A 24,406-nucleotide genomic window follows, 5' to 3' on the forward strand; every position below is an offset into this window, starting at 1 on the left:
GGTGCGCCGTCATGCGCAAATTTTCCGTCCTTGCGCAAGCAAGACGCTCGGAGTGCCGGTTTAACGTGCCGTATGACCAGACGACGGGGCCTTTGGCGTGCATTCAGCAGCACAGTGGACCAGAAACAACGGTGTTCTTCCGACCGAGTGCTGGCGATCGCCGCGCCCTTGCCTCGATGCATCCGCTGGGACATTGCCATGATCGACGAGATTTCTCCAACCGCCAAGGCGTTATTTCTTAAAAGACGGGCAAGGCCGCTCACCCGCGCATTGGGATACACACCGTGCAGGCGCGCGGGAGGCTTAGAGGATGATAGGCGAGTTCGACCGCCACTCCAGCAAGCGCGTGCTGCGAGCTTGACCGACATGCGGTTGCTGACCCAAATCTGTGGCGCTTACCTTGACGTCCCGGGTGCTCGAATGAGGACCGGGTCGTGTGTGGCTTCCTCGCCTGGCCGAACTCAAGTTGCACACGAGCAGGCAAGCGGATTGCGGAGCGCGAAACGAATGCTCGATAGATGGGCGATGCGGATCAAGATGGCGTCTGTGCTAGCACTGCATTGGAAGTCTGCGCCGTGCAGATCATCACTGGATGCTCCGAGGAGCCAATAATTATGAGCAATCCCGCTATTTTTGATATTGCATTGGCATTAAAAAAGCAAGCCAAACTGCGCCTGTGGTTGGTCTCGGCACTCGTCACGGCAGGGTTCCTTTTGATCCCATTTATTGGGAAGCCTTCGCCGGCAATATTTATGATGGCGGCAATGCATCTCCTGTATGCCGCGTTTGTTTACCTGGCGATTAATCGGGCAAAAAGTGATTTCTCCAGATGGCCAGTTGTTGTTACAGCGATCACCGATGCATTAATGCTGACGGCGTGGATTATTTTGATGGGAAAATTTGGGGCATTGATGACTCCACTTTACAATTTTGCAACCATTGGCTACGGAATGCGAAGTGGCAGTCGGAGGCTTTTGCAAATTTCTCAGGCCACGTCATTTCTCGGGCTCGCCATTCTTCCGTTTGTGGATTCGTATTGGCACAGCAATCCGATTGCTTGGGCTTCCTGCTTGATCGCCGTGATCATCATTCCGTGGTACGCAGGGGGGCTCACGGATCGACTCCATCTTGCAATCGAGTTTGCAGAGAGTGAAAGCAAGGCGAAGACAAATTTATTGGCCAGAGTCAGCCACGAGTTGCGCACGCCGCTTGGCGGTATTTCAAATGCGGCTGAATTGATCAAGCGGGAATCCACGACTGAGCGGCCGCGCCATCTCGCCGATACAGTTCTCGCGTTGAGTTCGCACCTGCTGGCTGATATCAACGATTTGCTCGACCAAAGCAAGCTTTCGCTTGGCAAGCTACAGCTATCGAGTGAGCCTGCGGATTTGTCCCAGCAGATGGATTTGATTCGTGCGGCAATTGAGTCAAATGCTCAGAAAAAGGGAATTTCCTTCACCGCTGTGCTTGATCCGCGAATCGTCGATCGTGTCATCGTGGACGCGCGCTGGCTGGCGCGCGTATTAATCAACCTTTTAGGCAATGCGGTCAAATTCACGGAAGTTGGTGAGGTGTCCTTAAATATTTTGCTGATGCAGAAATTAGGCACGGAATATATTGTGCGGTTCACCGTGAAAGACACGGGAGTTGGGATTCCCAAGGAGCATCAGAGGGAGATATTCGACCCGTTTGTCCAGATGACACCGACAAGCTCATTCTCGATGGGGGGGGCGGGGCTGGGATTGGCGATCAGCAAGCAGGTTGTCGAGCTGATGGGAGGCACCTTGCGCGTGAGTTCCGAATCGGGGATGGGCAGCACCTTCTGGTTTGATCTGCGCATGCCGCGCGCGGCGCAAGCTCCCACTGAAGAAGCGGCTGCGGTAGAGAACGGCGCTACGTCTGCGACGGACGCAAAAATGGTGCGTCAGCGGAAGATCTTGGTGGTTGATGATAATGCAACAAATCGTTATTTGCTGCAGGAGCTCCTGCGATCCGAGGGGTATGCTGTTTTGGCCGCTTCAAATGGCGAGCAGGCCCTTCAGATTCTTTCAGCGGATAATAAATTTGACCTTCTTCTCCTGGACTATAATTTGGGAGATATGGACGGTGGGCAAGTGCTGAAAACATACAGATTTGGATGCATCAATCCTGTTCCAGCCTATTTCCTTACGGCTGACGCCACTGAGGTGACAGCGCTTAAGTTAAGAAACTCGGGGGCATTAGGGCTTTTAACAAAGCCTGTGAGTTCTCAGGAATTGCGCGCGGCGGTTGATCATGCTTGTGCCGTGTCCAATGCGGCAAAAGGTAAGCTTTCAGTGGCCGGGGAAATCCCTGCGGTTCAACAGCCATCATCTCGGATTGTCAAACCTCTCCGGCCGGTTCCAGTGGTTTACGTGGACATGGAGGTTATCGAGAAACTAAAGAATATTGGCACTCGGAATGGATTTATTGTGGAATTGTTGGAGAGCGCCAATAAAGATATTTCGAAAAATACGATAAAGATCATTGAGGCACTGTCGGCGAAGGAATTTAAGGCATCCCGCGATGCCAGCCATGCTCTAAAGGGTATTTGCTTGGAAACTGGTGCCATTCGTTTGATGAATATTGCGCAGGCTGTCATGCGCGCAGAAGATATTTACCTTTTGGAGCAGAAGAGTAAGCTGATCGCTGATCTGCGCGATGCAAGCAGAAATACGATTGAAGCATTGCGTGATGTGATCGCGGAAACATTGGACCGCGCGTCAGGATTCTGAGGTCGGATTTGGAGTCTCCCAAGCGATGCGCGAGCGGATCGGATACGTTCACGCAGGTTCACGCAGGCGCAGGAGTCTCGGTGGTCGCCAGGACGGAACTTTAAGGCGCATGGCCGCCGCGGCCGACATGCTGGTCGAGAGGGCGCTTCAGCGGAAAGGCGTCATTCCATGGTTGGGCAAATAAGGGAATGGAGTTCACTCGGCGTTCAGGGTTGGAGGATCCTTTGCAATCATTCGTCAGCCGCGGATCGTTGGGCCGCCGTTGCAGCCTTGCCCTCGCGGTGCCTGGGGTGTGGCTACTGGGCGATGCCTGCATGCCGTGCCGGAGAGCCTTTACGTGTGCGCGAGGCGGCCCTCCCGTTCAACAGACGTATGCCCACGGAGCGGTAATGCGCAAACCGCAGAAATCCAAAGCTTGGGTTTGCAGGGGGAGCTTGCATGCAGTGGGAGCGCGCTGAGGACCTCCACAGCCTGCGATTGGACACCGTCGCGCAACTGCTGTTGCAAAGCGGAGCCCGTAGCGTGTTGGATCTTGGCTGCGGCCACGGCGAGCTGCTGCTTCGGCTGGCGTCTCAACCCTGCTTCACTCGTGTGATTGGGATTGATATCGACCCCGATGCGCTGGTTGAGGCTCGCATCGCACTCGGACTAGGGCTGCCCGACCCTTCGGCGCGCCTGCAGGTGCGTTATGGGTCATTTGAAGAAGCCGATGCGGATCTCTGCGGATTCGATGCGGCGGCATTGGTGGAGACGATTGAGCACATTGACCCCGCACGCCTGGGGCACGTGGAGCGCGCAGTCTTTGGCAGGCTGCGGCCGCGCCTAGTGCTCGTTACGACCCCCAATCAGGACTACAACGTGCTGCACGGCATGCCGCACGGCGCGATGCGCCATGCCGACCATCGCTTTGAATGGGGCCGAGCGCGCTTTGCGCAGTGGTCTAGACGCGTCGCTGCCCAAAATGGCTATTCGGTATCCTTTGGCGCCATTGGCCCGCCAGACGCTATTTTGGGGAGCTCAACCCAGATGGCGCGATTCGATAGGGAGGATCTGCCAGCGCATGGCTGAACGCCTGGCACGCCTGATCCGTTGTGCGCACCGCACGCTTGCATCAGGTCTTTACCGGGGATGGGTAGGCGTTGGCCTGACGTGACTGGGCCCGTAGACGTCGATCCTAGCGGCAGCATGATGACGACAGTTGGCATGACTGGCAATTGTGAGGGCAGCGCCCACACCGGGCGTAAGCGCAGAGCCGTCAAGCCCGACAAGGAGTTGAAGGGCGGGCCCTCCACACATGCGACGGCTTGCTGCATCTGCGCTTGCATGCCATGCATTTGGTGGCCTGCCCATGGCCGTAGCCGCACGCCTCCAGCACGCTGAAGCGAAACCTTAAAGGGGGCACGCAGTCGCCGCTCTGGCTCAGCATTCGATGATGTTGACCGCCAATCCTCCTCGCGAGGTCTCCTTGTATTTGCTTTGCATGTCAAAGCCGGTTTCGCGCATGGTCTTGATGACCTTGTCGAGTGATACATAGTGCCGCCCGTCGCCGCGCAGTGCCATGCGGGCCGCGTTGATGGCCTGCACCGCACCCATGGCGTTGCGCTCAATGCAAGGAATCTGTACTAAACCGCCCACCGGATCGCAGGTCAGCCCCAAGTGGTGCTCCATGCCGATTTCGGCCGCATTCTCCACCTGCTGCGGGCTGCCGCCGAGGACTGCGCATAGGGCGCCAGCGGCCATGCTGCAGGCTACACCCACCTCTCCTTGGCAGCCGACCTCTGCGCCGGATATGGAGGCATTTTCCTTGTAAAGCAGACCGATAGCACCTGCTGTAAGCAGGAAGTCGATCACGCCTTGAGCATCGGCGCTAGGCGTCATGCGGTCGTAATAGTGGAGAACGGCGGGGACAATGCCAGCGGCGCCGTTGGTCGGTGCAGTGACCACGCGCCCCCCGGCGGCGTTTTCCTCATTCACAGCAAGCGCCCAAAGATTTACCCAGTCAAGTGCGCGCAAGGGGTCAATGGGGCTTGTCGCCGCCTTGCCTTGCAGTGCGCGGTAAAGCCCTGGGGCGCGCCGTTTGACCGTGAATCCGCCGGGCAGCACACCATCGGTTCGACAGCCGCGTGCGGCGCAGGCTTGCATCGCATCCCAAATTCGTAACAACCCGCTGTCGATCTCGCTATCGCGTCGCCAATGCCGTTCGTTGATGCGCATGACGTCAGCAATACTGCACCGTAGGCGCGCTGCTGTGTCGAGCAAAGCGGCGCCGTCGTGAAAGGGCAAGGGAAGCACTGAGGTATCGGGCGCAATGCTGGCATGGCGGGTGTCGTTGGCAAGGAACTCGTCATTGAGCACGAAACCGCCGCCGACCGAATAATAGATGCGCTCACTGACTGCTCGGCCCGTTGAATCAAAGGCGGAAAATCGCATTCCATTGGGGTGCAGCGGTAGCGGCTTGCCTCGCTGGAACAAAAGATCGCCTTGCACATTAAAGGTGATTTCGCGCGTGCCGAGCAATACCAGGCGCGCATTCTGGCGAACTCTCTCGATTTGCGCAGGGATCTGCTCTATGTCGACCGATTCCGGATCCTCGCCCATGAGCCCGAGAATGACAGCTTTGTCGCTGCCATGCCCCTTACCTGTGGCGGCCAGCGAGCCATAAAGGCGGCACTGCACGCGCGTCGTGGCGGCAATCAAACCCTGCTGCTGCAAAGACGATGCAAACAGGCGCGCGGCGCGCATTGGTCCGACTGTGTGCGAACTCGACGGCCCGATGCCGATCTTGAACAGATCGAATACCGAAACGGCCATGTTGGATCCTCGGAGGAAAGGGTGCTGTCAATCAGGTCTGCTGGTCGCCGGTGCCAGTTCAGGCGGCTTGGGCGCAGGCGGCGGCCAGATCCGCGGCGAATGCGTCAACCGTCTCGGGCTGGGTGTCCCACGCGCACATCAAGCGGCAACCGCCGCCGGCGATGAATTCGTAAAAAGACCAGCCTAGAGCATGCATGCGTGCGATGCTTGATGCGGGCAGTTGGACAAACACGGCGTTGGCCTGCGGCGGATGCAGAACATGCACACCTGGCATGGCGTTAATAGCCTGGTAGAGTCGGTGTGCCATGGCGTTGGCGTGGCGAGCATTGCGCAACCACGTGTCGTGCTCAAGCATGCCGACCCAGGGCGCGGAGATGAAACGCATTTTGGAGGCGAGTTGGCCAGCCTGTTTGACACGCCAGGCAAAATCAGCCGAGAGGTCGCGGTCGAAAAAGACGACAGCCTCGCCCACTGGAAGACCGTTCTTGGTTCCTCCAAAACACAGCACATCGACGCCGGCGCGCCAGGTGATCTCAGACGGGTGGACCTCAAGCGTGGCCACCGCGTTGGCAAAGCGAGCGCCGTCCATATGCAGCTTGAGATGCCGTCGCTTTGCGATGGCAGCAATCGCGCGTACCTCCTCCACCGTGTATACCGTACCCAATTCCGTGGCCTGCGTGATGGACACAACCTTCGGTTTGGGGTAGTGAATGTCGTGGCGTTTGGTCACCAGATATTCCACGGCATCGGGAGTCAATTTGCCCAGACGGGCGGCGCTGCTTTCGCTTTCCGCCACAAGCAATTTGGAGCCGTTGGAGAAGAATTCAGGTCCGCCGCACTCATCGGTTTCGATGTGCGCCACAGGCGAGCAGATCACGCTGTGGTAGCTCTGGCACAGCGATGCAAGTGCCAGTGAATTAGCCGCAGTGCCGTTGAACACGTAGTACACATCACAATCGGTCTGGAATAGCTCACGGAGCATGTCGGTGGATTTTTGAGTCCACAGATCGTCGCCGTACGCGGGTTGGTGGCCACTGGCGTTAGCCTCGAGAAGGCATTGGAGAGCTTCGGGGCAAATGCCGGCGAGGTTGTCGCTGGCGAATTGTTGGCGTGGAGCAGTGCTTGCTGTCATGGGGGTGCGCGAACAGGGTGGGGCGGAGAGTGCTTTGCGGGATTGAGCTAGGGTAGACAATTCCACATTCGACGCGCTTTTCGCATTACCTTCAAGCCACCATGCGCCTGACCCAGTTTTCCGACTATGCGCTGCGCGTGCTGATGTACGCTGCGGCGCACCCAGAGCGCTTGGTGACGATTACCGAGCTTGCCTCGTTTCACCGCATCTCGCGCAGCCATCTCACCAAGGTTGTCATGCACCTGGCAAGCTGTGGATACCTGCAGTCGGTGCGGGGCAGGGGGGGAGGTTTGCGGCTAGCCCGTGATGCGGCGTCAATCTGTGTAGGGGAGGTTCTGCGCAGCACTGAGGAGGATTTTCAGCTGGTGGAATGTTTTCAAGGCGGCAGCGCAGCCTGCATGCTTGCGCTGGATTGCCGGCTCGCGCGGGAGCTACGCGACGCGCTCGATGCATTTTTCTCGAAGCTTGATGGGCTGACCTTGGCCGACCTGCATCCGACAACGAAGGCTCTCTATGCGCCCATAGTTTTGCAAGGGCCATTGGCAAGGTCGGGAGAGAGCTCTGCCGAAGCATCGACCTCACTGCCTGTGCGCGTGCGAAGGCGCTGAGTTGGCCGGATATAGTCGTTTTTTGCTTGTGAATTTGGAGCGTGCGCAATAAGATTCATTTCTTATGAATCAAAAAATTGCTCCTGGCACCCTTGGCACCAGCAATGAAGAGCTCGCTTGGCGGGTGAGCCAAGCCTGCCATTCGGTCACAAGCGGGAGCATGCCATGGCGGGACCAATAGTGCATCGCCGAACCGGCGTCCCGGCGCGTCGATCAAGTTGCCGCCGTGCCTCAGCGGGAGATGGTGGAGGTCGCCGCGAGCGCAAGCATGCCCCGCGCCAAGTCTGTTGTCTTAACCCGTTGGAGCTCAATAGGAGCTAACGTTGCTCAGTGTTCGCCCCGGTTGTCCGGCGACGTGGGCGTGATCCGCGGCGCGCACATTTGCCGAAGAACATCCATGATCCTTGAGTCTTTGCTTGCTTATGCCCATATTTCTGCCATCTTGCTCGTTGTTGTCTTTCTGACGAGCAAGACAGCACTTATGCGCCCCGATTTGCTCGAAGGACGCACAACCGTGCCGCAGCGCCTTTGGCAACTTGACCTCTGGCTTTGGGGAAGCTTCGTCGCGGTGCTGGCGACCGGCCTTGCGCGCATGGTTTGGGGCGTCAAGGGTTTTGGATGGTATGCGGGAAATCCTTTGCTTTGGAGCAAAGTCGCGCTTTTTGGCCTGATGGTCCTCATGTCGGTTCCCTCGAGCCTTGCGTTACAGCGCTGGCGACGTATGCCGCCCCAGGCAGGCGCCATTCGCGCGCAGCGGCGCTGGCTGATGTGGCAGGCGCATGTCATGGTGGTCATCCCGCTTTTGGGCACGCTATTGGCCTACGGTATTTAGATGCATGCAAGCGAAGATACAGATTGCAACATCACTCACATTTCGAGCATACGGCGCATGACTTGGCGCAATGTGCAGCATCCGCCATTGCTTATATTGGCGAGACAAAATTGTCTGCAGCGAGGCGCGAAGACAATTCGCGATACATCCACTCTGAGGAGAAGTTAGATGCAAGAAGAAATGCCCTATAAGCCCCTGGCCGTGCTCGGACCAGACGGGAGCACGACGGATCAAGCGGATTTGCCCATGCCAGAGATGCAATTCGCGCGCCCGCTTGGCGCGTGGGTCATCGTCGGCGCCCTTTTCGTTGTTGTCGTGGGTCTCTGGGCGATGGTGGCCACTTATTTCTCCATCCACGCCTGAGGAAGACATATGGCAACGACGACGCATGATGAATTCGAAGACAAGTTCCACCACGTCGCGCTTCGGCACGAACGCAGCTGGGTATTCATTGCAGTGGCGATGACCGCCGTCCTTTTTATTGTTGCCGTGTATCTCGTGGTTCACGATTATGGCCTCGTGGCCAAGACAACACGCTTTTACGCGAACCCGGACACCCCGGCAACCTTGGCCGATTTCCAGGGTACGGGCATCAAGCAAACAGGGCCGAGCAGCTACAACGTTTATGAGATGGGGCGCGCTTGGAGTTGGACGCCCGGAACCGGCACACCGATCACGCTTCCCGTTGGTTCGCACGTGACCTTCTATGTCACCAGCGGCGATGTTTTGCACGGCTTCGAAGTACAAGGCACCAGCATCAACCTGACGGCCATTCCCGGCGTAGTCGGGCATGTGAGCTACACGTTTGACAAACCTGGAACTTACTACATCATCTGCAATGAGTACTGTGGTGCCGGGCATCAAGCCATGATCGGCAAGATTGTCATCACTGGAGCCAAGCAATCATGAGCGCAGTCCTGTCTCCCGCGGCACGTTCTGTGCCCACGACCCGCGAGATCGCGGGTGAGAAAAAGATGCTTCTGGCCTTCTGGGTCACCGGCTTTCTCGCCCTGATGGTCGGCATTGCCATTGGCGTGCTGCAGAGTTCTAACTATGCTGGCGTCGACCTCTATCCTTACCTGCAGCCCTTCCTCAAGTCCTACTACCAGGGCTTGACGATGCATGGTGTGCTCAACGCCTACGTCTTCACTTTTTTCACAATTTCCGGATGGCTGATGTATTTGCCGGCTCGTGAACTCAAGTTGCGCCCCAATATGGGCCTGGCTTGGTTTACCTACGCTCTGATGCTTGTGGGCACGCTCATGGCCGCCTATGCCATGTTCGACAACTCCTCGAGCGTGCTTTATACCTTCTATCCGCCGCTCAAGGGCAGTGCCTGGTTCTACCTTGGAATCACAGTTGTCGTTGTGGCCAGCATCATTCCTCTATTTGTCGTGCTTGAAATGCGCGCGCGATGGAAGAAGGCCAACCCTGGCAAGCTCACTCCGCTGGTCACCTACATGAGCGCCACCATCCTGCTGATGTGGCTGCTGGCGGCCTTGGGCGCCGGATCGGAAGCGGTATTTTTACTGGATCCCTGGTCGCTTGGGATGACACACACGATCAATCCGCTTCTCGCGCGCACACTGTTTTGGTGGACGGGACACCCGATCGTCTATTACTGGCTTATGCCCGGCTACGTATCCATCTACGCGCTGCTGCCTCGGCAGGCGGGCGGCAAGCTTGTGTCCGACCCACTGACGCGATTGGCTTTCTTGCTGCTTCTGGTCTTTTCAGTACCCGTGGGCACGCACCACCAGTACATGGACCCTGGGATTTCGCCCATGATCAAAGGTGTGGTTACGGCGCTAACCCTTTCCGTGGCCATCCCCAGCTTGATCACTGCATTTACGGTGGCGCTGAGTCTTGAATACGCAGGCCGCCGGCGCGGGGGAAAGGGGCTAATGGGTTGGTGGTTCGCGCTACCCTGGAAAGACCCATCGGTGGCCGCTCAAGTCCTGGCGCTTGTCACATTCATCTTTGGTGGTGCCGGTGGGATCGTGAACGCGAGCTGGCAACTGGATAACGTTGTGCATAACACCTTGTGGATTCCCGCGCACTTTCACCTGACAGTGGGCACCATGACCACCCTGGTTTTCATGGGCGTGAGCTTCTGGCTTTTGCCACATCTGACGGGGCGCAGGCTGTATAGTGCAAAGCTCGCCTTGGCCTCAGTGTGGCTGTGGTTTGTCGGCCTGATGGTGTGGGGTTTTGCGGGGCACTGGGCAGGCATGGATGGCGTGCCGCGACGCGCCTGGGTCTCGGGACTTCCCCATGACCAGTACATGCAGCTCTATGGCGGCGTGCATCCGGCGTTGATCATGGTTGGTATTGGCGGGGCCATCGCAGCGCTCGGGGCCGTCGGCTATTACGTTGTATTTTTCGGCACGCTGTTCGGCAGGAAGGACGCCAAGGCCATGGTCGAGATTCCGTTTACCGAGGTGATCGCCGGACCCGAAGGCTCAACCATGTCGCGCATCGCGGAGCATTTAGGTTTCTGGACGGTGGCGACTCTTGTCATCACGCTGGCTGTTTACATCCCAGTGCTTTGGCCAATGATTACACATCCCATTCATGCGCCTGGTTTTGTGCTGTGGTGACGCAGTGACAGGACAGCCCGCCGCGCCTAGGCAGCATCGCCCTTCGGACACCGCGGCGGGTTGGCAGGGCTCGGCCTTTCGCGCCGTGCTCGTATCGTTGCTCTTGATTGGGGCATTGCTCGGGATTTCGCGGTTGCAGGGCCCGATGGTGCGGCTGCATGGCACGCCGCTTACAGCGGAGCGCGCACCCGATTTTTCGGGCCTTCTCGATACCCAAGGCAGGCGGTTTTCGTGGCAAGCTGAGCGGGGTCGCGCCGTGCTGGTGTTCTTCGGTTACACGCACTGCCCAGATGTGTGTCCGCTCACGCTCTCAGCATTGAGGCAGAGCCTGGACCGCATGGGCTCGCTGCGACGCAACGTCCGGGTGATTTTTGTCAGTCTGGATCCCGTCCGTGACACACCTGCCGTTTTACATGCTTACCTGGACGCGTTCATTCCCGACGCTGTTGGGCTGCGCGGTCCCTTGAAAGACGTGGCCCAATCGGCCCGCCAGTGGGGTATCAGCTGGCGGCGTGTAAACACTACACATGGCGATTATTGGATTGATCACACCGCAGCCGTCACTCTCGTGGGGCCGCGGGGTCATCTTCGCGCACGCTACGGCTATGGGCAGCTTGCCGATCCGGCATGGCTGGCTGCCGATTTGCACGCCATACTCTCGCGCCCATGAGCCCCGCCACATGGCCCCTTGCCGCGTGGAGCGGATGGTTCGCCGCGGTGGGCCTTGCGGCAGCAGGGTACGCATTTTCTGCGTGGCGCCGGCGCTGGCGTGTTTGGCGCGTCGCGCTGTTTGCGCTTGGCTGCGTACTTACGCTTCTTGCGGTCTGGGGGTTGAATAATCCACTGGCTTCGATGACGGGCTATACCGTCGCTCTCATGACGCTGGGGCAGGTGGTGTCACCGTTGCTGCTGCTTGGTTTTCCTGCCTCTGAGCGCGCTCGATGGCAGCAAGCTCGTAACCGCCAATGGGCGGTTTGGACTCTCGATGCGTGGGTCGCTGCTTCTGTGTTCGTCCTGCTTACATTGGGCGTGAATTTGCCGGGAGTGTTCAATACCGCCTTGGCGGATGCGCTGTATTCGGCACCCATTGGCCTCCTGGTGATGTTGGCGGGGCTGATGATCTGGGCCCAATTGTTGGACGGTAGCAGCGCGATCCGAAGGCGCTGGGTCGCCGGCATCTACGGATGGCTGGTGGGTTTGCCCATGATGGTCATTGGAGCAGTCTGGGTATGGAGTGGGCATGTGTTGTACACACCGTATCTGGATGTACTGTGCCTTTGGAACTTGAGTCCACTGGACGATCAGCATTACGCTGGACTGGTGATGCTGATTGCAGGGCTGCCCTTGCAATTACGAAGCGCGTGGCTGCTGATCATGCCGGGGGACGAGGAGAGCTCGGAAATTTGATGCGCTGGGGCTGGGCGCCGATTTATGTAGAAATGCCTTAAAGTTTTACATTTGGCCTTATTCTCGGGCATCCATGAGCCATCGGGAGTAGCAGTATGCCGGACGCTGAACGAAATCAACCTCCATCCAACTCCACCAGGGGGGCCGGCAAGCCGCCAATGCTTGATCCCAAGGCGCGCGTGCATCTGATCTATTGGATGATCGCCCTCGTGGCTTTCTTTTGGCTTCAGGCCCTTTGGTCGTCTTACCAGAACGTGCAGACGGTACCGTACAGCCAATTCCAGAACTATCTGGAGCAGGGCAAGCTCACTGATGTGGTCGTGGGTGACCAGACCATCACCGGAACACTCCAGGCGCCGGGCGAAAACGGCAAGAAACTGGTCGTGGCGGTGCGCGTCGATCCTCAACTGGCCAACCAGTTGCAGAAATATGGGGTTACGTATTCACACGTCTACCAAAACACGTGGCTTTCGAACATCTTGTCGTGGGTGCTTCCGGCCGTGGCATTTTTCGGGGTTTGGTTTTTTATGGTGCGTGGCTTTGCTGAAAAGCAAGGTGGGCTGGGCATGGGCGGGTTCATGTCAATCGGAAAGAGCCGGGCCAAGGTTTACATGGAGAACAGCACCGGAGTGACCTACGCGGACGTGGCTGGCGTGGACGAAGCCAAGGATGAGCTCAAGGAAGTTGTGGACTTTCTGAAGGATCCGGTCGAGCACAGCCGACTGGGCGCGCGCGCGCCCAAGGGGATCTTGCTGATTGGACCACCGGGAACCGGCAAGACACTTTTGGCCAGGGCCGTCGCAGGTGAGGCCAGCGTGCCGTTTTTCTCGATCAGCGGCTCCGAATTCGTCGAGATGTTTGTTGGCGTGGGCGCGGCGCGTGTGCGCGACCTATTCGAGCAGGCGCGCGCAAAAGCTCCTGCCATCATTTTCATTGACGAACTTGATGCGCTCGGACGCGCCCGCGGCGCGAGCCCCTTTGGTGGCGGGCACGACGAGAAAGAGCAGACGCTTAACCAGCTGCTTGTCGAACTTGACGGATTCGACACGGGGTCCGGGCTGGTCATCCTGGCCGCGACAAATCGCCCGGAGATCCTCGATCCCGCGCTGCTGCGCGCGGGCCGCTTCGACCGTCAGGTATTGGTCGACCGGCCTGACAAGATCGGGCGAGTGCAGATTCTGCGTGTCCACGTGCGCAAGATCCGGCTCGACCCGGCGGTGGATCTGGAGCAGGTTGCGGCGCTCACGCCAGGTTTTTCCGGCGCCGATCTGGCCAATCTGGTTAACGAGGCGGCGCTTTTGGCCACGCGCGAGAACGCGCAAACGGTAACGTTGGCGGATTTCACACGCGCTGTGGAGCGAATCGTGGCGGGGCTGGAGAAAAAGAACCGCCTGCTCAATCCCAAGGAGCGCAACATCGTCGCGTACCACGAGATGGGTCATGCCCTTGTGGCCATGAGCCTGCCGGGCAGCGATGTTGTGCACAAGGTCTCCATCATTCCGCGCGGCGTGGGTGCTTTGGGTTACACAATCCAGCGTCCCACCGAAGATCGATATCTGATGACCCGGGAGGAGCTGGAAAACAAGATGGCAGTCTTGATGGGCGGCCGAGCGGCCGAACACATTGTGTTTACACACTGGTCCACTGGCGCGGCCGACGACTTGGCCAAGGTCACTGACATCGCGCGCAGCATGGTCACGCGCTACGCCATGGTGGAAAAGCTCGGCCAGATGACTCTGGAAGAACCACCGCAATCGTTTCTCGGCGGGCCGGCCATGCCGCAAATGCGCGAATACAGTGAAGAGACCGCACGCGAAATTGACTGCGCCGTGCGCGAGTTGGTCAACGCAGCATTTGCTCGAGCCGAGGCGATCTTGAAGGAGCGGCGCTCCATCCTGGAAGAGGGTGCTCGGCAATTGCTGCAGAGGGAGACCCTCAATGATGCCGAACTTAACGCGTTGCTGGATCGCGGCTCAATACGTGTGATGCCTGCATGAAAAACGCCGGCGCGAGGCCGGCGTTGGTTGATCCTAGGGTTCGCGACTTATTGCGTAACCTTGGCTTGAGCCAGAAGTTCCTGTTGGTATTTCTGGACGGCCTCGCGCTGGAGTTCCTGAACGATCTGCGGCTTGAGCTGCTCAAGGGTCGGCGGCTTGGCCGGGCGCGTTTTGTCGAGCTTGATGATGTGCCAGCCAAACTGCGTCTGCACAGGCGCGGTGGTGTACTCGCCCGGCTTGAGCTTCGTGAGCGCTGCGGCAAAGGGTTCCACGTAATTGCTCGGCGTTGACCACCCCAGATCGCCATTGTTTGCGGCCGAGGCGGTGTCCTTTGAATACTTCTTGGCCAAGTCGCCAAACTTCGCGCCTTTCTTCAATTGGGCGATGATGTCCTGCGCTTCCTTCTCGGTGGGCACGAGGATATGCTGAGCTTCATACTCTGTGCTGCCGAAGGATTTGGCGAACTGATCATACTTCGCCTTGATCTGGGCGTCGGTGATTGGGTGCTTCTTCAAATAGTCAGCAAAAACCGTGCGGATCAGGATGTTCTGGCGGCTGATCTGGATTTCGTCTTGCACGTCCTTTTGCTTTTCCAGACCCTGCTTCTCCGCTTCCTGCACCACGACTTCGCGCAGGATCAGCTCTTTCTTGATCTGGTCCTTCAGCTGCGGCGTGACGGGTTGGCCGGATTGCTTGGCCATGTTTTCCGCCACGGTGTTGACCATGGCCTCGGAAATGGGCTTGCCGTTGACTGTGGCAGCAGTCTGGGCATTTGCCAACGGGCTGAGTAACGCGATCGCCAAGGCGGCGGGCAGGAGTTTGAGCAGGGGTTTTTGCATGACGGAGGGAAAGGGAATGGGGAATTGGTGAAGAGACGCCTTACTGCCCGCGAGGGCCAGAGGCTTGGTGCAGAGGTGTGTTTGACACCTCACCCGGAGCACGTAGATCGAGCATGAGGGCATGGATGTCGTGCACCAGCATCGAAGCCAAAGCATCATACACGAGCCGATGCCTGGAAAGTCTTGACATCCCCGTGAAGGTCCGGCTGACTAAAAAAATACGGAAGTGGCTACCCTTTGCATCAAAGCCGCCATGGCCAGCGTGACTTGCCGAGTCGTCAACGACCTCAAGCTGCTCGGGTTCAAAGGCCACGCGCAAAGTCTGCTCAATGCGGTCAATGCGGCGCATCAGGTGTTTTTTTGCGGTAGGTAGCGCGCAATCATCAGTGACTGGATGATTGCGAAGACCAAGGTGAGTCCCAGGCTTCCAAACAGCTTGAAATCGACCCAAATGGCCGTTGAATAGCGATAGGCAACCCAGATGTTGACGATACCCATGACTGCAAAATATGCGGACCAAGACCAGTTCAGGCGTGTCCAGGCAGCCCCGGGCAATTGCATCTGGCTGCCCAGCAAGGATTGGATCAGGTTCTTGCGAAATAAAACCTGCCCCCCAACCAGTGCCGCGGCGAAGACCCAGTACAAGACTGTGGGCTTCCACTTGATAAATGTGTCGTTGTGGAGCAGCAGCGTCGCGCCACCGAACAGCACCACGATTACCAGGCTCACCCACAACATGGGCTCGACTCGGCGGCCCTTGAACCAGACCCAGCCGATCTGGGCGAAGGTCGCCGCAATGGCCACGCCAGTGGCCACGTAGATGCCACCGATCTTGAAGGCGACGAAGAACAGGATGATGGGGAAGAAATCGAACAGGAGCTTCATGCCGCCATTATCCCAGTTCACGGGCCTTGCCCGGATGTACGCCAGGCGCAAAATCGAGCGCAGCTGAGTTGATGCAATACCGATGGCCTGCCGGACCAGGGCCATCCGGAAATACATGGCCAAGATGGGCGTGGCATTTGGCGCAGCGCACCTCCGTGCGCGTCATGCCATGGCTGCCGTCCATCCGTTCCTCGATGGAGTCGCCCCACACGGGCTCGGTGAAACTGGGCCAGCCCGTGCCGGAATCGAATTTGGTCGTGGAGTCAAACAGCACAGTGCCGCAGCAAACGCATCGGTAACTGCCGTCAGCATGGTGGTCCCAGTACTTCCCTGTGAAGGGCGCTTCGGTTGCGCTGCAGCGTGTGACCTGGTATTGCTCAGGGGAGAGAGATTCGCGCCATTTGGCATCATCTTCGGAACTTGGGTCAGACATGGGGTTCTCCTCATGCGTGCGCGCGGTGCCCGTGGGGCATCAGGCACGGGGTCAAGATGAACAGGACAGGGCTGGAGCCACAGCGTCCTGCGGTGGCGCCGCGGCAAAAATGTCACGGTCGGGTTGCTCAGAGTAAGGATGCCGCAGCACCTCCATGAGTTCTTGTGTTACGGAGAAGTCGCCAGCTTCGGCTCGCGCAATGGCATGCTGCGCGAGGTGATGGCGCAGCACAAAGCGAGGATTGATAGCGTTCATTGCGGCACGACGCTCGGCGTCGGTGGATTCGTTTGCCTGCAATCGTGCGCGATAGTCAGGAATCCAGGCTCGCATGCGCTCAGGGCGCGTTGCGAACAGGGCCTGCAAAGCTGCAGGGATTGGATCTCCGGGGTTCGCCGAAAGTTGGGCGAGAAGACGAAAGGCCAAGGTCCAGTCCGCGCGGTTCTCAGCCATCGCGGCCAACCAACGGTCGACCAGATCATCGTCGCCGGGGCGTGCTTCGCCCAGTCCGAGTTTGCGTTGCAGCAAACCGCGCATGCTGCGTGAAAAGGTAGCATCGAATGCCTCAACGGCATCGACGGCGGCTTGTCGGTCGTCAATCAAGGGCAACAGTGCTTGCGCGAGCGCCAGCAGGTTCCAGCGCGCGATGCTCGGTTGACGTGCCCAGGCGTAGCGTCCGAAGCGGTCCGTGGTGTTGGGCGTGTGATCCGGGTCGAATCCGTCCATGAAGGCAAAGGGGCCATAGTCGAGTGTCCATGCGAGCATCGACATATTGTCGGTGTTCATCACCCCATGGATAAAACCGACACACTGCCACTGTGCGATGAGGTGCGCGGTGCGCTGGACCACCTCCTGTAACAACGCCAATGCCGGGTTGACCGTTTGCGCGCAGGCTGGGTAGAGTTGGGAGATTGTCCAATCGGCCAGGGTGCGCAAAGCCGTAACCTGGCCTGTGTAGGCGAAATGCTCGAAATGCCCGAAGCGAATGAAGCTCGGCGCCAAGCGCGTGACCACTGCTGCTGTTTCCATGCGCTCGCGAACCACCGGTAAGGGCGAGGTCACGAGGCACAGTGCCCGCGTGGTGGGGATGCCCAGATGCCACATGGCCTCGCTACAGAGGAATTCGCGAATGGACGATCGAAGCACAGCGCGGCCGTCGCCGTGGCGCGAATATGGCGTGCGTCCTGCCCCCTTGAGCTGCACTTCCCAGTGCGTGTGCCCCCCGTTTTGGCTGGCGTCGGGTGCTCGAACCGTACCCAGCAGGTGCGCCCGACCGTCTCCAAGCTGACCTGCCCAATTTCCGAACTGGTGGCCCGCATACACCGTGCATATGGGGTCGCATCCCGTTGGGGGTCGGTTGCCGCTGAACAGCTCTGCCCAGTTCTGGGCAGCGGCAGAATTGTTGGGCGTAGGCTCAATGCCGAGCAATCGCGCCGCATCGAGACTGACCAGGCGCAAACGCGGTGTTGGCAGGCCCTCAGGGCGTACGACGCAAGCAAAGGCATCTCCAAGCCCACCAAAGGCCTGGATAAAGAGCAATTCGGATACGGGGGGGGGCGAAGACGGACGGCTCGACATGCCATGAATTGTCCCTGAGTGTGCAAATCCATGTTGAGCGTGGTTGACTTGCCCGGGTTCATTCATGCCAATGCGTGCAAGGCACATGGAAAATACAAGTGCCGGGTTATGATGAATTATTCGCGCACTGATGAAGGTCTTCGGAAATGCGTTCAGGGTTTACCCAGGGTTAAAGAGCTTGAATAGGCACTGTGCGTTGCAGCAGAATGTCGTAAACCCAAATTGAAACAACAATGTCGAGTACAGCTATCCTGAGGGTGCAAGGGCTCAGCAAGCAGTTTTCGGGATTCGCGGCAGTCCAGAACGTCAATCTGGAAATCGCGGAAGGTTCGATTCATGCGCTTGTCGGTCCAAACGGCGCGGGTAAAACAACCTGCTTTAATCTGCTCAGCAAGTTTCTCGAGCCGACTTCTGGTGTTATTTACTTTCAGAATCGGAATATTACGAAAATGCAGCCCGCCGATATTGCGAGGCTGGGAATGGTTCGTTCTTTCCAAATTAGTGCGACTTTTGCGCACATGAGCTTGCTCGAAAATGTGCGTGTGGGTTTGCAACGTGCCGCAGGTCTTGCTTACCAGTTCTGGGTCTCATCGCGCGTCCTCAGAAAGTTGGATGACGAAGCCATGGGATTTTTGGATTTGGTCGGGCTATCGACGCACGCGCACGAACTGGCCGTAAATTTGCCGTACGGGCATAAGCGGGCTCTGGAACTGGCGACGACTTTGGCAATGAATCCAAAACTGCTATTGCTGGACGAGCCCACTCAGGGTCTGGGCCATGAAGACGTGCAACAGGTGACGAATTTGATCCAGCGCGTGGCGCAAGGCCGAACGGTGTTGATGGTCGAACACAATATGTCGGTTATCGCGCGGATCTGTGATCGGGTGACGGTCATGCAGCGTGGGCAAGTATTGGCAGAGGGCAGTTATGCGGAAGTGTCGCGCAACCCCGAGGTGATTGCTGCCTATATGGGTGATGCCGAGGAGGAATTGGCCGCATGAGCGCAATTGCGACGCCGCAGCATGCGACGACAGGCGCTGCCGAGCAACGCACGGCCGCCGGCTTCGAGGGGGGGGTGGAAGCCCTGAATATCGCCAATCTGCATGCATGGTATGGCGAGTCGCATGTCCTGCATGGCGTTGATCTTGTCGTTGGGGCTGGCGAAACCGTCTGCTTGCTGGGACGCAACGGCGCCGGTCGCACCACTACTTTGCGGGCGATCATGGGGCTCACCAGCGCACGCAGCGGCGGTATCCGCGTCTTCGGTCAGGAGGTGATCGGCTTGCCCAGGCACCGTGTGGCGGCCTTGGGGGTCGGTTATTGCCCGGAGGAGCGGGGCATTTTTGCAAGCTTGTCAACCCGCGAAAACCTTTTGTTGCCACCAGAATTGCCAACTGGATTTTCAGGTGTCGCGTTAGATGAGATTTATGCCCTTTTCCCAAATTTGAAAGAGCGTGCAAACAGTCCCGGGTCGCGATTATCCGGGGGCGAGCAACAGATGCTTGCAGTCGCCCGTATTCTTCGCACCGGAGCACGCCTTCTCTTGCTTGACGAAATCTCGGAGGGCTTGGCACCGGTGATCGTGCAGGCGCTGGGTCGGGCAATCGAGGAACTGAAGAGAAAGGGATTTTCCATTTTGCTCGTTGAGCAGAATTTCAGATTTTCAGCGAACCTGGCGGACCGTTTTTACGTGATGGAAGGTGGCCGGATCGTTCTGGAAATTGCACGCGCCGATCTCGATGGGCACCGTGCTGAGCTCAGGGGTTTACTCGGTATTTGATTCAACACATCCACTAGGAGACTTGCATGAAACTCTCAAAACTGACCGTAGCCCTTGCATTGGCATTGGGCACGGTAGCCATGGCCCAAGCTGAGGCGCCGGTGAAAATCGGCTTCATTACGGATCTGTCCGGGGTGTATTCGGCGGTGGATGGTTCCGGGGGCGTGGCCGCCATCAAGATGGCGATCCAGGACTTTGGCGGCAGTGTGCTGGGGCGCAAGATTGAGCTCATGAGCTTTGATCACCAGAACAAGGCCGATCTCGCCGCGGGTAAGGCCAAGGAGTACTTTTCGCAAGACGGCGCGGACATGCTGATCGGCGGCACCAACAGCGCCACGGCACTGGCAATGGAACCGGTTGCCGCGCAGTTCAAGAAGCCGTTCTTCGTGGTTGGCGCCGGCGCCTCGACCATTGTGGGCAAACAGTGCACGCCATACACGGTCATGTATGCATACAACACCACTGCCTTGGCCCGCGGCACGGCAAGTGCCATGATCAAAAACGGGGGTAAAACCTGGTACTTCTTGACCGCGGATTACGCGTTTGGCAAATCCCTGGAGGGCGAGGCGGCGAAGGTGGTCGAGGCCGACGGAGGCAAGGTTCTGGGCCAAGTGTATGCGCCGCTCGGATCGGCTGATTTCTCGTCCTATCTGTTGCAGGCTCAGGCTTCAAAGGCACAAGTGCTTGGGCTGGCCAATGCAGGTGGCGATTCGGACAACTCCATCAAGCAGGCGAATCAATTCGGTGTGACCAAGACCATGAAGCTAGCTGGTCTCTTGCTGTTCATTACCGATATCCACGCAGTCGGTCTTCCGGCCGCGCAGGGCTTGTACCTGACGACGCCCTGGTACTGGAATCAGAATGCCCAGTCGCGCGCCTGGTCTGAGCGTTATGAGAAGGAGATGCACGCGATGCCAACGTTCGTACAGGCTGGCGACTATTCGGCCACGCTCACCTATCTGAAAGCCGTGAAAGCGGCAGGAACGACCGATGGCACCAAGGTGATGGCCGAACTTCACAAGATGAAAGTCAACGACATGTTCATGCATGATGGATTCATGCGCCCGAGCGGCTTGATGATCCACGACATGTATCTTGAACAGGTCAAGACGCCGGCGGAGTCAAAAGAGCCTTGGGACTACTACAAGCTGGTGCAGACCATTCCTGGCAATGATGCGTTTGGGCCAGCGTCCGCTTACGGTTGCCCTCTGGACAAATAAGGGAACAATCCCCCTGAGCGGCGGATCAGGCTCCATGGCGGGCCTGATCTTCTTGTAACCACGAATTGACCATCGATCGAGGTCGCGATTGCCTGAACTTTTCGGATTCCCCCTGCCTCTGCTGCTTGGCCAGTTGATGCTCGGTCTGGTCAACGGTGCTTTCTATGCCATGTTGTCATTGGGCCTTGCGGTGATTTTCGGCCTTATGGACGTGGTGAATTTCGCCCATGGCGCGTTTTTCATGATGGGCGCAATGTTTACCTGGATCGGCAGGCAGTATTTCGACCTCGGGTTCTGGTGGATGCTGTTCATTGCGCCACTTCTAGTGGGATTGATCGGCGTGGGGGTCGAGCGTCTGATGCTGCGACGCTTGCGTGGGATGGATCCGATCTACGGTTTGCTGTTGACCTTTGGCCTGACGCTGCTGATTGAGGGCATCTTCCGCTCCTTTTTCGGCGTGGCGGGCGCGCCCTATAACCCGCCCGAGGTACTCGGAAGCACGCTGAATCTGGGCTTTATGTTCTTGCCTTCCTACCTGGCCTTTGCCGTGGTGGCCAGCGTCGTGGTGTGCTTCGGCACTTGGCTGTTGATCGAGCGCACCAAGCTCGGCTCCTATTTGCGGGCGGGGACCGAGAATCCCGCCTTGGTTCAAGCCTTTGGCATCAATTTTCCGCTGCTGGTCACGTCCACGTTCGCATTCGGCTCAGCACTTGCCGGATTGGCCGGCGTGTTGGCCGCTCCGGTCATCCAGGTATCACCGCTGATGGGGTCCAATCTGATCATCGTGGTCTTCGCCATCGTGGTCATTGGCGGTATGGGCTCGGTAGTTGGGGCGATCGTCTCGGGCTTGGCGCTGGGCTTAATCGAGGGGCTTGCCAAGGTCCTTTATGCGCCCATTTCCACCACGGTCGTGTTTATTCTCATGGCGCTGGTGCTTACCGCAAGGCCCGCGGGGCTGTTCGGCAGGGATCGATGACCATGCTCTGGCGTACTCGCATTCCCGTTGTTGTGGCCTGGGTCGCGCTAGCTCTGGCTGTGGCTGCACCCTGGCTCGGCCTGTATCCGGTGCTGGGCATGCGGATGATGTGCTTTGCGTTGTTCGCATGCGCCTTCAACCTGCTGGCTGGTTACGCGGGGCTCATCTCCTTCGGTCATGCCGCTTTGTTCGGTGGGGCGGGTTACCTCACCGGTCTGGCGCTCACCACTTGGGGTTGGCCAACCCCGGCGGGAGTGCTCATTGGGGTGCTGGCCGCATTGGCCATCGGTTTGGTGATGGGATTGCTTGCCGTGCGCAGACAGGGCATCTATTTTTCCATGATCACGCTGGCGCTCGCGCAAATCGTCTATTTTTATTGTCTGCAGGCGAATTTCACGGGTGGTGAGGACGGTCTGCAGGGTATACCGCGCGGCAGCATGTTCGGGCTGTCGTTGCAGTCCGACCGTGTGATGTACTACCTGGTCTTGGCGGTGTTTGTGGCAAGCTGGTGGTTCATGCGGCGCGTGGTGAGTTCACCGTTCGGGCAGATCTTGCAGGCTGTGCGCGAAAACGAGCCGCGTGCGATTTCACTGGGTTACCGCGTCAACCGCTACAAGCTTGGCGTGTTCCTGCTATCGGCCGGATTCGCGGGGTTGGCCGGGGCATTGAAGGCGGTAGTCATGGGCTTTGAGACTCTCACCGATGTGCATTGGGCCACATCGGGTCTTGTGATCCTCATGACCCTACTGGGCGGTCTGGGTACAGACCTTGGTCCAGTCCTTGGTGCGCTCATTGTTACAGTGCTTGAGGAGAAGATGGGAACCATCGCGCGGTTCTTGGTGCATGTCACTGGGATTCAATGGTTCAGCCAGCTCAACGACTCAGTGAGCATGGTGATCGGCGCGATCTTCGTGCTGTGTGTACTGCTGTTCCGGCGCGGCATTGTGGGCGAACTGCGGGCTCGCCTGCGGAGTGCACAGCCGGCGGCCAGCTGAACGAGCGTGTGTCTTTCCCCTTTTTGGCTGTCAATTCCCATCTGGCGGGAGTGCCTCATGGTCTGGCGCGATTGTCTGGCGTGACACCAGAACCTTGTCGATACGCTTGCCATCCATGTCCACTATCTCGAATCGCCAGCCGCCCCAATCGATATGGTCGCCCGTATGTGGTAGGCGGGCCAGCAGCAGCATGAGCATGCCGGCCAGGGTGTTGTAGCGTGCCTTCTCTTCCTCTGGCACGGACTTGAGGCCCAACTTGTCCTTGAGATCGCCCACGGGAATCAGGCCATCAAGAAGCCAAGATCCATCTTCGCGCTGAATGGCCCAAGGCTCTTCCGATGGGTGACTCTTGAACTCGCCCGCAATGGCTTCCAGAATATCCTGCACGGTGACGATGCCCAGAGTCTGTCCATACTCGCCCAGAACCAGTGCCGTGTGATCCGGGCTTTGCTTGAAGGTCTGCAGCAGTTCGAGCCCCGTGAGACTCTCGGGCACGAAAATGGCATGACTGGATGCCTTGCTTAGATCCTCGATTCCCTCGCGACGTATGAACCGACCGAGAAGCTCCTTGGCTGAGACCAAGCCGATCACATCGTCCAAATCACCACGGACAAGGGGAAAGCGGGAGTGGGGCGACTGCGCGATCTTGTTGAGATTGTCGGTCAATGGATCCTCGACATCGAGAAACTCAATTTCATTGCGCGGGGTCATCAAGGAGGCAATCTGGCGGTCGTCAAGGCGGAATACATTGCGGACCATTTCATGTTCCTGAACCTCGATCACGCCAGCGTCGGATCCTTCCTCCAAGACCACGTTGATCTCCTCTTCGGTGACGTGCGTCGGTGCGTCAGTGCGCACGCGCATGAGCCGCAGCAACAAATCGGTGGATACGGAGAGCAACCGGACGAACACGGACACGCTGCGCGCCAGGATCAGCATCGGCTGGGACATCACCAGTGCGATCTTCTCCGGCGCCAACTGCCCAAGGCGCTTCGGGACGAGTTCGCCGATGACGATCGAGAGGTACGTGATGACGATGACGACGAGTGCCGTGCCTGCAATGTTGGCGAACTGCGGCAGCATGCCGAAGCCCTGAAACCAACTGCTTAAGGGGGCTGAAAACGCTGCCTCGCCGATGATGCCGTTAAGCACCCCGATGGACGTGATGCCAATCTGTACAGTGGACAGAAGCCGCGTCGGCTGTTCGGTCAATTGGAGGGCGGCCCTTGCGGGGACGCTGCCCGACTCTGCCATGGCAGTCAATCGGGCTCTGCGGGCAGTGACCAGTGCAATTTCCGACATGGCGAACAGGCCGTTGAGCACGATCAAGGCGAGAAGAATCAAGACTTCCGTCATCATGGGAGCACTCAGGAGGTAAGAGGGCCAGTGGCGTCGGGCAACCAGCCGCACGCCAAGGCGCGCATGCAGGGCATTCCAGGGGAAGGGGGCGCCGAGGGCGCGCAGGCACCGGCTCCGGTTTCGGCGATCAGGGGTGAGCGGCGCGTGGGTGTGGGGGCTGGGTCCAATGCAGAGGGCATGGGCATTTGCGGATCTCGCGCAGGT

General features: G+C 58.4%; 23 protein-coding genes. 15 read left to right on the forward strand and 8 right to left on the reverse strand.

The features are described 5' to 3' along the window. Positions 1-518: 518 nt before the first annotated feature. Both CD04_RS0102675 and CD04_RS0102680 read left to right on the forward strand, forming a co-directional pair. Complete coding sequence (locus CD04_RS0102675) at positions 519-2,753, forward strand: ATP-binding protein (protein ID WP_081857760.1); 2,235 nt, start codon at positions 519-521, stop codon at positions 2,751-2,753. Positions 2,754-3,191: 438 nt separating this feature from the next. After that, positions 3,192-3,821, forward strand: coding sequence for a methyltransferase domain-containing protein (locus CD04_RS0102680; protein WP_031404259.1), 630 nt, complete (start codon positions 3,192-3,194; stop codon positions 3,819-3,821). Between the two features lie 351 nt (positions 3,822-4,172). Here CD04_RS0102680 and CD04_RS0102685 read toward each other — a convergent pair whose 3' ends face one another. Further along, positions 4,173-5,564 (reverse strand): L-serine ammonia-lyase, encoded by a 1,392-nt coding sequence (locus CD04_RS0102685; RefSeq protein WP_031404260.1) that lies wholly within the window; start codon positions 5,562-5,564, stop codon positions 4,173-4,175. Between the two features lie 58 nt (positions 5,565-5,622). Further along, positions 5,623-6,696, reverse strand: coding sequence for a low specificity L-threonine aldolase (locus CD04_RS0102690; protein WP_031404261.1), 1,074 nt, complete (start codon positions 6,694-6,696; stop codon positions 5,623-5,625). Positions 6,697-6,797: 101 nt separating this feature from the next. Here CD04_RS0102690 and CD04_RS21300 point away from each other — a divergent pair, with 101 nt between their 5' ends. From CD04_RS21300 to ftsH, 8 genes are all read left to right on the forward strand, one after another. Beyond that, complete coding sequence (locus tag CD04_RS21300; RefSeq protein WP_038167444.1) at positions 6,798-7,304, forward strand: Rrf2 family transcriptional regulator; 507 nt, start codon at positions 6,798-6,800, stop codon at positions 7,302-7,304. A gap of 397 nt (positions 7,305-7,701) precedes the next feature. Then, the gene (locus CD04_RS0102700; protein ID WP_031404263.1) at positions 7,702-8,136 is read left to right on the forward strand and encodes a DUF2214 family protein; all 435 of its coding nucleotides are present in this window, start codon (positions 7,702-7,704) and stop codon (positions 8,134-8,136) included. A 168-nt stretch (positions 8,137-8,304) separates the two neighbouring features. After that, positions 8,305-8,499: a hypothetical protein gene (locus tag CD04_RS0102705; protein ID WP_031404264.1), complete on the forward strand. Its 195-nt coding sequence runs from the start codon at positions 8,305-8,307 to the stop codon at positions 8,497-8,499. Between the two features lie 9 nt (positions 8,500-8,508). Then, positions 8,509-9,045, forward strand: a complete 537-nt coding sequence (locus tag CD04_RS0102710; protein ID WP_031404265.1) for a cytochrome c oxidase subunit II — start codon at positions 8,509-8,511, stop codon at positions 9,043-9,045. Beyond that, positions 9,042-10,736 carry a cbb3-type cytochrome c oxidase subunit I gene (locus tag CD04_RS0102715; RefSeq protein ID WP_031404266.1) on the forward strand — a complete coding sequence of 565 codons (1,695 nt, stop codon included), beginning with the start codon at positions 9,042-9,044 and terminating at the stop codon, positions 10,734-10,736. Before CD04_RS0102710 ends, CD04_RS0102715 begins: the two co-directional genes overlap by 4 nt. 4 nt (positions 10,737-10,740) lie before the next feature. Continuing rightward, entirely contained in the window at positions 10,741-11,406 is a 666-nt protein-coding gene (locus tag CD04_RS0102720) for an SCO family protein (protein ID WP_231480439.1), read from the forward strand. Further along, positions 11,403-12,143, forward strand: coding sequence for a cytochrome c oxidase assembly protein (locus CD04_RS0102725; RefSeq protein ID WP_031404268.1), 741 nt, complete (start codon positions 11,403-11,405; stop codon positions 12,141-12,143). The genes CD04_RS0102720 and CD04_RS0102725 overlap by 4 nt, the downstream gene beginning before the upstream one ends. 158 nt (positions 12,144-12,301) lie before the next feature. Beyond that, positions 12,302-14,140 carry an ATP-dependent zinc metalloprotease FtsH gene (ftsH, locus tag CD04_RS0102730; RefSeq protein ID WP_031404269.1) on the forward strand — a complete coding sequence of 613 codons (1,839 nt, stop codon included), beginning with the start codon at positions 12,302-12,304 and terminating at the stop codon, positions 14,138-14,140. A 47-nt stretch (positions 14,141-14,187) separates the two neighbouring features. Here the strand turns inward: ftsH and CD04_RS0102735 are convergent, their stop codons facing one another. Genes CD04_RS0102735 through CD04_RS0102755 form a run of 5 tightly spaced genes read right to left on the reverse strand, consistent with a single transcriptional unit; the run spans position 14,188 to position 17,872 of the window. Beyond that, on the reverse strand, positions 14,188-14,979 hold the full coding sequence (locus CD04_RS0102735; RefSeq protein ID WP_031404270.1) for a peptidylprolyl isomerase: 792 nt from the start codon (positions 14,977-14,979) through the stop codon (positions 14,188-14,190). A gap of 40 nt (positions 14,980-15,019) precedes the next feature. Next, complete coding sequence (locus tag CD04_RS0102740; protein ID WP_031404271.1) at positions 15,020-15,328, reverse strand: BolA family transcriptional regulator; 309 nt, start codon at positions 15,326-15,328, stop codon at positions 15,020-15,022. Continuing rightward, complete coding sequence (locus tag CD04_RS0102745; protein ID WP_031404272.1) at positions 15,328-15,864, reverse strand: septation protein A; 537 nt, start codon at positions 15,862-15,864, stop codon at positions 15,328-15,330. Before CD04_RS0102745 ends, CD04_RS0102740 begins: the two co-directional genes overlap by 1 nt. Before the next feature lie 7 nt (positions 15,865-15,871). Further along, complete coding sequence (gene msrB, locus CD04_RS0102750; protein ID WP_051848872.1) at positions 15,872-16,297, reverse strand: peptide-methionine (R)-S-oxide reductase MsrB; 426 nt, start codon at positions 16,295-16,297, stop codon at positions 15,872-15,874. A gap of 51 nt (positions 16,298-16,348) precedes the next feature. Next, positions 16,349-17,872: a YdiU family protein gene (locus CD04_RS0102755; RefSeq protein WP_031404274.1), complete on the reverse strand. Its 1,524-nt coding sequence runs from the start codon at positions 17,870-17,872 to the stop codon at positions 16,349-16,351. Positions 17,873-18,105: 233 nt separating this feature from the next. On the opposite strand from CD04_RS0102755, the gene CD04_RS0102760 reads away from it, so the two are divergent. From CD04_RS0102760 to CD04_RS0102780, 5 genes are all read left to right on the forward strand, one after another. Next, positions 18,106-18,873, forward strand: coding sequence for an ABC transporter ATP-binding protein (locus CD04_RS0102760; RefSeq protein WP_031404275.1), 768 nt, complete (start codon positions 18,106-18,108; stop codon positions 18,871-18,873). Then, entirely contained in the window at positions 18,870-19,652 is a 783-nt protein-coding gene (locus tag CD04_RS0102765; protein WP_081857762.1) for an ABC transporter ATP-binding protein, read from the forward strand. Before CD04_RS0102760 ends, CD04_RS0102765 begins: the two co-directional genes overlap by 4 nt. A 26-nt stretch (positions 19,653-19,678) precedes the next feature. Then, positions 19,679-20,872 carry an ABC transporter substrate-binding protein gene (locus CD04_RS0102770; RefSeq protein ID WP_031404277.1) on the forward strand — a complete coding sequence of 398 codons (1,194 nt, stop codon included), beginning with the start codon at positions 19,679-19,681 and terminating at the stop codon, positions 20,870-20,872. A 136-nt stretch (positions 20,873-21,008) separates the two neighbouring features. Beyond that, on the forward strand, positions 21,009-21,848 hold the full coding sequence (locus tag CD04_RS0102775) for a branched-chain amino acid ABC transporter permease (RefSeq protein ID WP_051849199.1): 840 nt from the start codon (positions 21,009-21,011) through the stop codon (positions 21,846-21,848). After that, positions 21,845-22,843, forward strand: coding sequence for a branched-chain amino acid ABC transporter permease (locus tag CD04_RS0102780; protein ID WP_081857763.1), 999 nt, complete (start codon positions 21,845-21,847; stop codon positions 22,841-22,843). The genes CD04_RS0102775 and CD04_RS0102780 overlap by 4 nt, the downstream gene beginning before the upstream one ends. Before the next feature lie 30 nt (positions 22,844-22,873). On the opposite strand, the gene CD04_RS0102785 is transcribed toward CD04_RS0102780, so the two are convergent. Then, entirely contained in the window at positions 22,874-24,199 is a 1,326-nt protein-coding gene (locus CD04_RS0102785; protein ID WP_031404280.1) for a hemolysin family protein, read from the reverse strand. Between the last annotated feature and the right edge of the window lie 207 nt (positions 24,200-24,406).

It is taken from the genome of Thiomonas sp. FB-Cd (assembly GCF_000733775.1).
GTDB lineage: Bacteria > Pseudomonadota > Gammaproteobacteria > Burkholderiales > Burkholderiaceae_C > Thiomonas_A.

Excerpts from the sequence above, each read along its gene's own strand:
- CD04_RS0102770 (WP_031404277.1), top strand. The coding sequence starts at position 19,679 with ATGAAACTCTCAAAACTGACCGTAGCCCTTGCATTGGCATTGGGCACG.
- CD04_RS0102705 (WP_031404264.1), top strand. The coding sequence starts at position 8,305 with ATGCAAGAAGAAATGCCCTATAAGCCCCTGGCCGTGCTCGGACCAGAC.
- CD04_RS0102690 (WP_031404261.1), bottom strand. The coding sequence starts at position 6,696 with ATGACAGCAAGCACTGCTCCACGCCAACAATTCGCCAGCGACAACCTC.
- msrB (WP_051848872.1), bottom strand. The coding sequence starts at position 16,297 with ATGTCTGACCCAAGTTCCGAAGATGATGCCAAATGGCGCGAATCTCTC.
- CD04_RS0102765 (WP_081857762.1), top strand. The coding sequence starts at position 18,870 with ATGAGCGCAATTGCGACGCCGCAGCATGCGACGACAGGCGCTGCCGAG.
- CD04_RS0102760 (WP_031404275.1), top strand. The coding sequence starts at position 18,106 with ATGTCGAGTACAGCTATCCTGAGGGTGCAAGGGCTCAGCAAGCAGTTT.
- CD04_RS0102775 (WP_051849199.1), top strand. The coding sequence starts at position 21,009 with ATGCTCGGTCTGGTCAACGGTGCTTTCTATGCCATGTTGTCATTGGGC.
- CD04_RS0102685 (WP_031404260.1), bottom strand. The coding sequence starts at position 5,564 with ATGGCCGTTTCGGTATTCGATCTGTTCAAGATCGGCATCGGGCCGTCG.
- CD04_RS0102745 (WP_031404272.1), bottom strand. The coding sequence starts at position 15,864 with ATGAAGCTCCTGTTCGATTTCTTCCCCATCATCCTGTTCTTCGTCGCC.
- CD04_RS0102700 (WP_031404263.1), top strand. The coding sequence starts at position 7,702 with ATGATCCTTGAGTCTTTGCTTGCTTATGCCCATATTTCTGCCATCTTG.
- CD04_RS0102680 (WP_031404259.1), top strand. The coding sequence starts at position 3,192 with ATGCAGTGGGAGCGCGCTGAGGACCTCCACAGCCTGCGATTGGACACC.
- CD04_RS0102675 (WP_081857760.1), top strand. The coding sequence starts at position 519 with ATGGGCGATGCGGATCAAGATGGCGTCTGTGCTAGCACTGCATTGGAA.
- CD04_RS0102780 (WP_081857763.1), top strand. The coding sequence starts at position 21,845 with ATGACCATGCTCTGGCGTACTCGCATTCCCGTTGTTGTGGCCTGGGTC.
- CD04_RS0102755 (WP_031404274.1), bottom strand. The coding sequence starts at position 17,872 with ATGTCGAGCCGTCCGTCTTCGCCCCCCCCCGTATCCGAATTGCTCTTT.
- CD04_RS0102715 (WP_031404266.1), top strand. The coding sequence starts at position 9,042 with ATGAGCGCAGTCCTGTCTCCCGCGGCACGTTCTGTGCCCACGACCCGC.
- ftsH (WP_031404269.1), top strand. The coding sequence starts at position 12,302 with ATGCTTGATCCCAAGGCGCGCGTGCATCTGATCTATTGGATGATCGCC.
- CD04_RS0102740 (WP_031404271.1), bottom strand. The coding sequence starts at position 15,328 with ATGCGCCGCATTGACCGCATTGAGCAGACTTTGCGCGTGGCCTTTGAA.
- CD04_RS21300 (WP_038167444.1), top strand. The coding sequence starts at position 6,798 with ATGCGCCTGACCCAGTTTTCCGACTATGCGCTGCGCGTGCTGATGTAC.
- CD04_RS0102710 (WP_031404265.1), top strand. The coding sequence starts at position 8,509 with ATGGCAACGACGACGCATGATGAATTCGAAGACAAGTTCCACCACGTC.
- CD04_RS0102735 (WP_031404270.1), bottom strand. The coding sequence starts at position 14,979 with ATGCAAAAACCCCTGCTCAAACTCCTGCCCGCCGCCTTGGCGATCGCG.
- CD04_RS0102785 (WP_031404280.1), bottom strand. The coding sequence starts at position 24,199 with ATGACGGAAGTCTTGATTCTTCTCGCCTTGATCGTGCTCAACGGCCTG.
- CD04_RS0102725 (WP_031404268.1), top strand. The coding sequence starts at position 11,403 with ATGAGCCCCGCCACATGGCCCCTTGCCGCGTGGAGCGGATGGTTCGCC.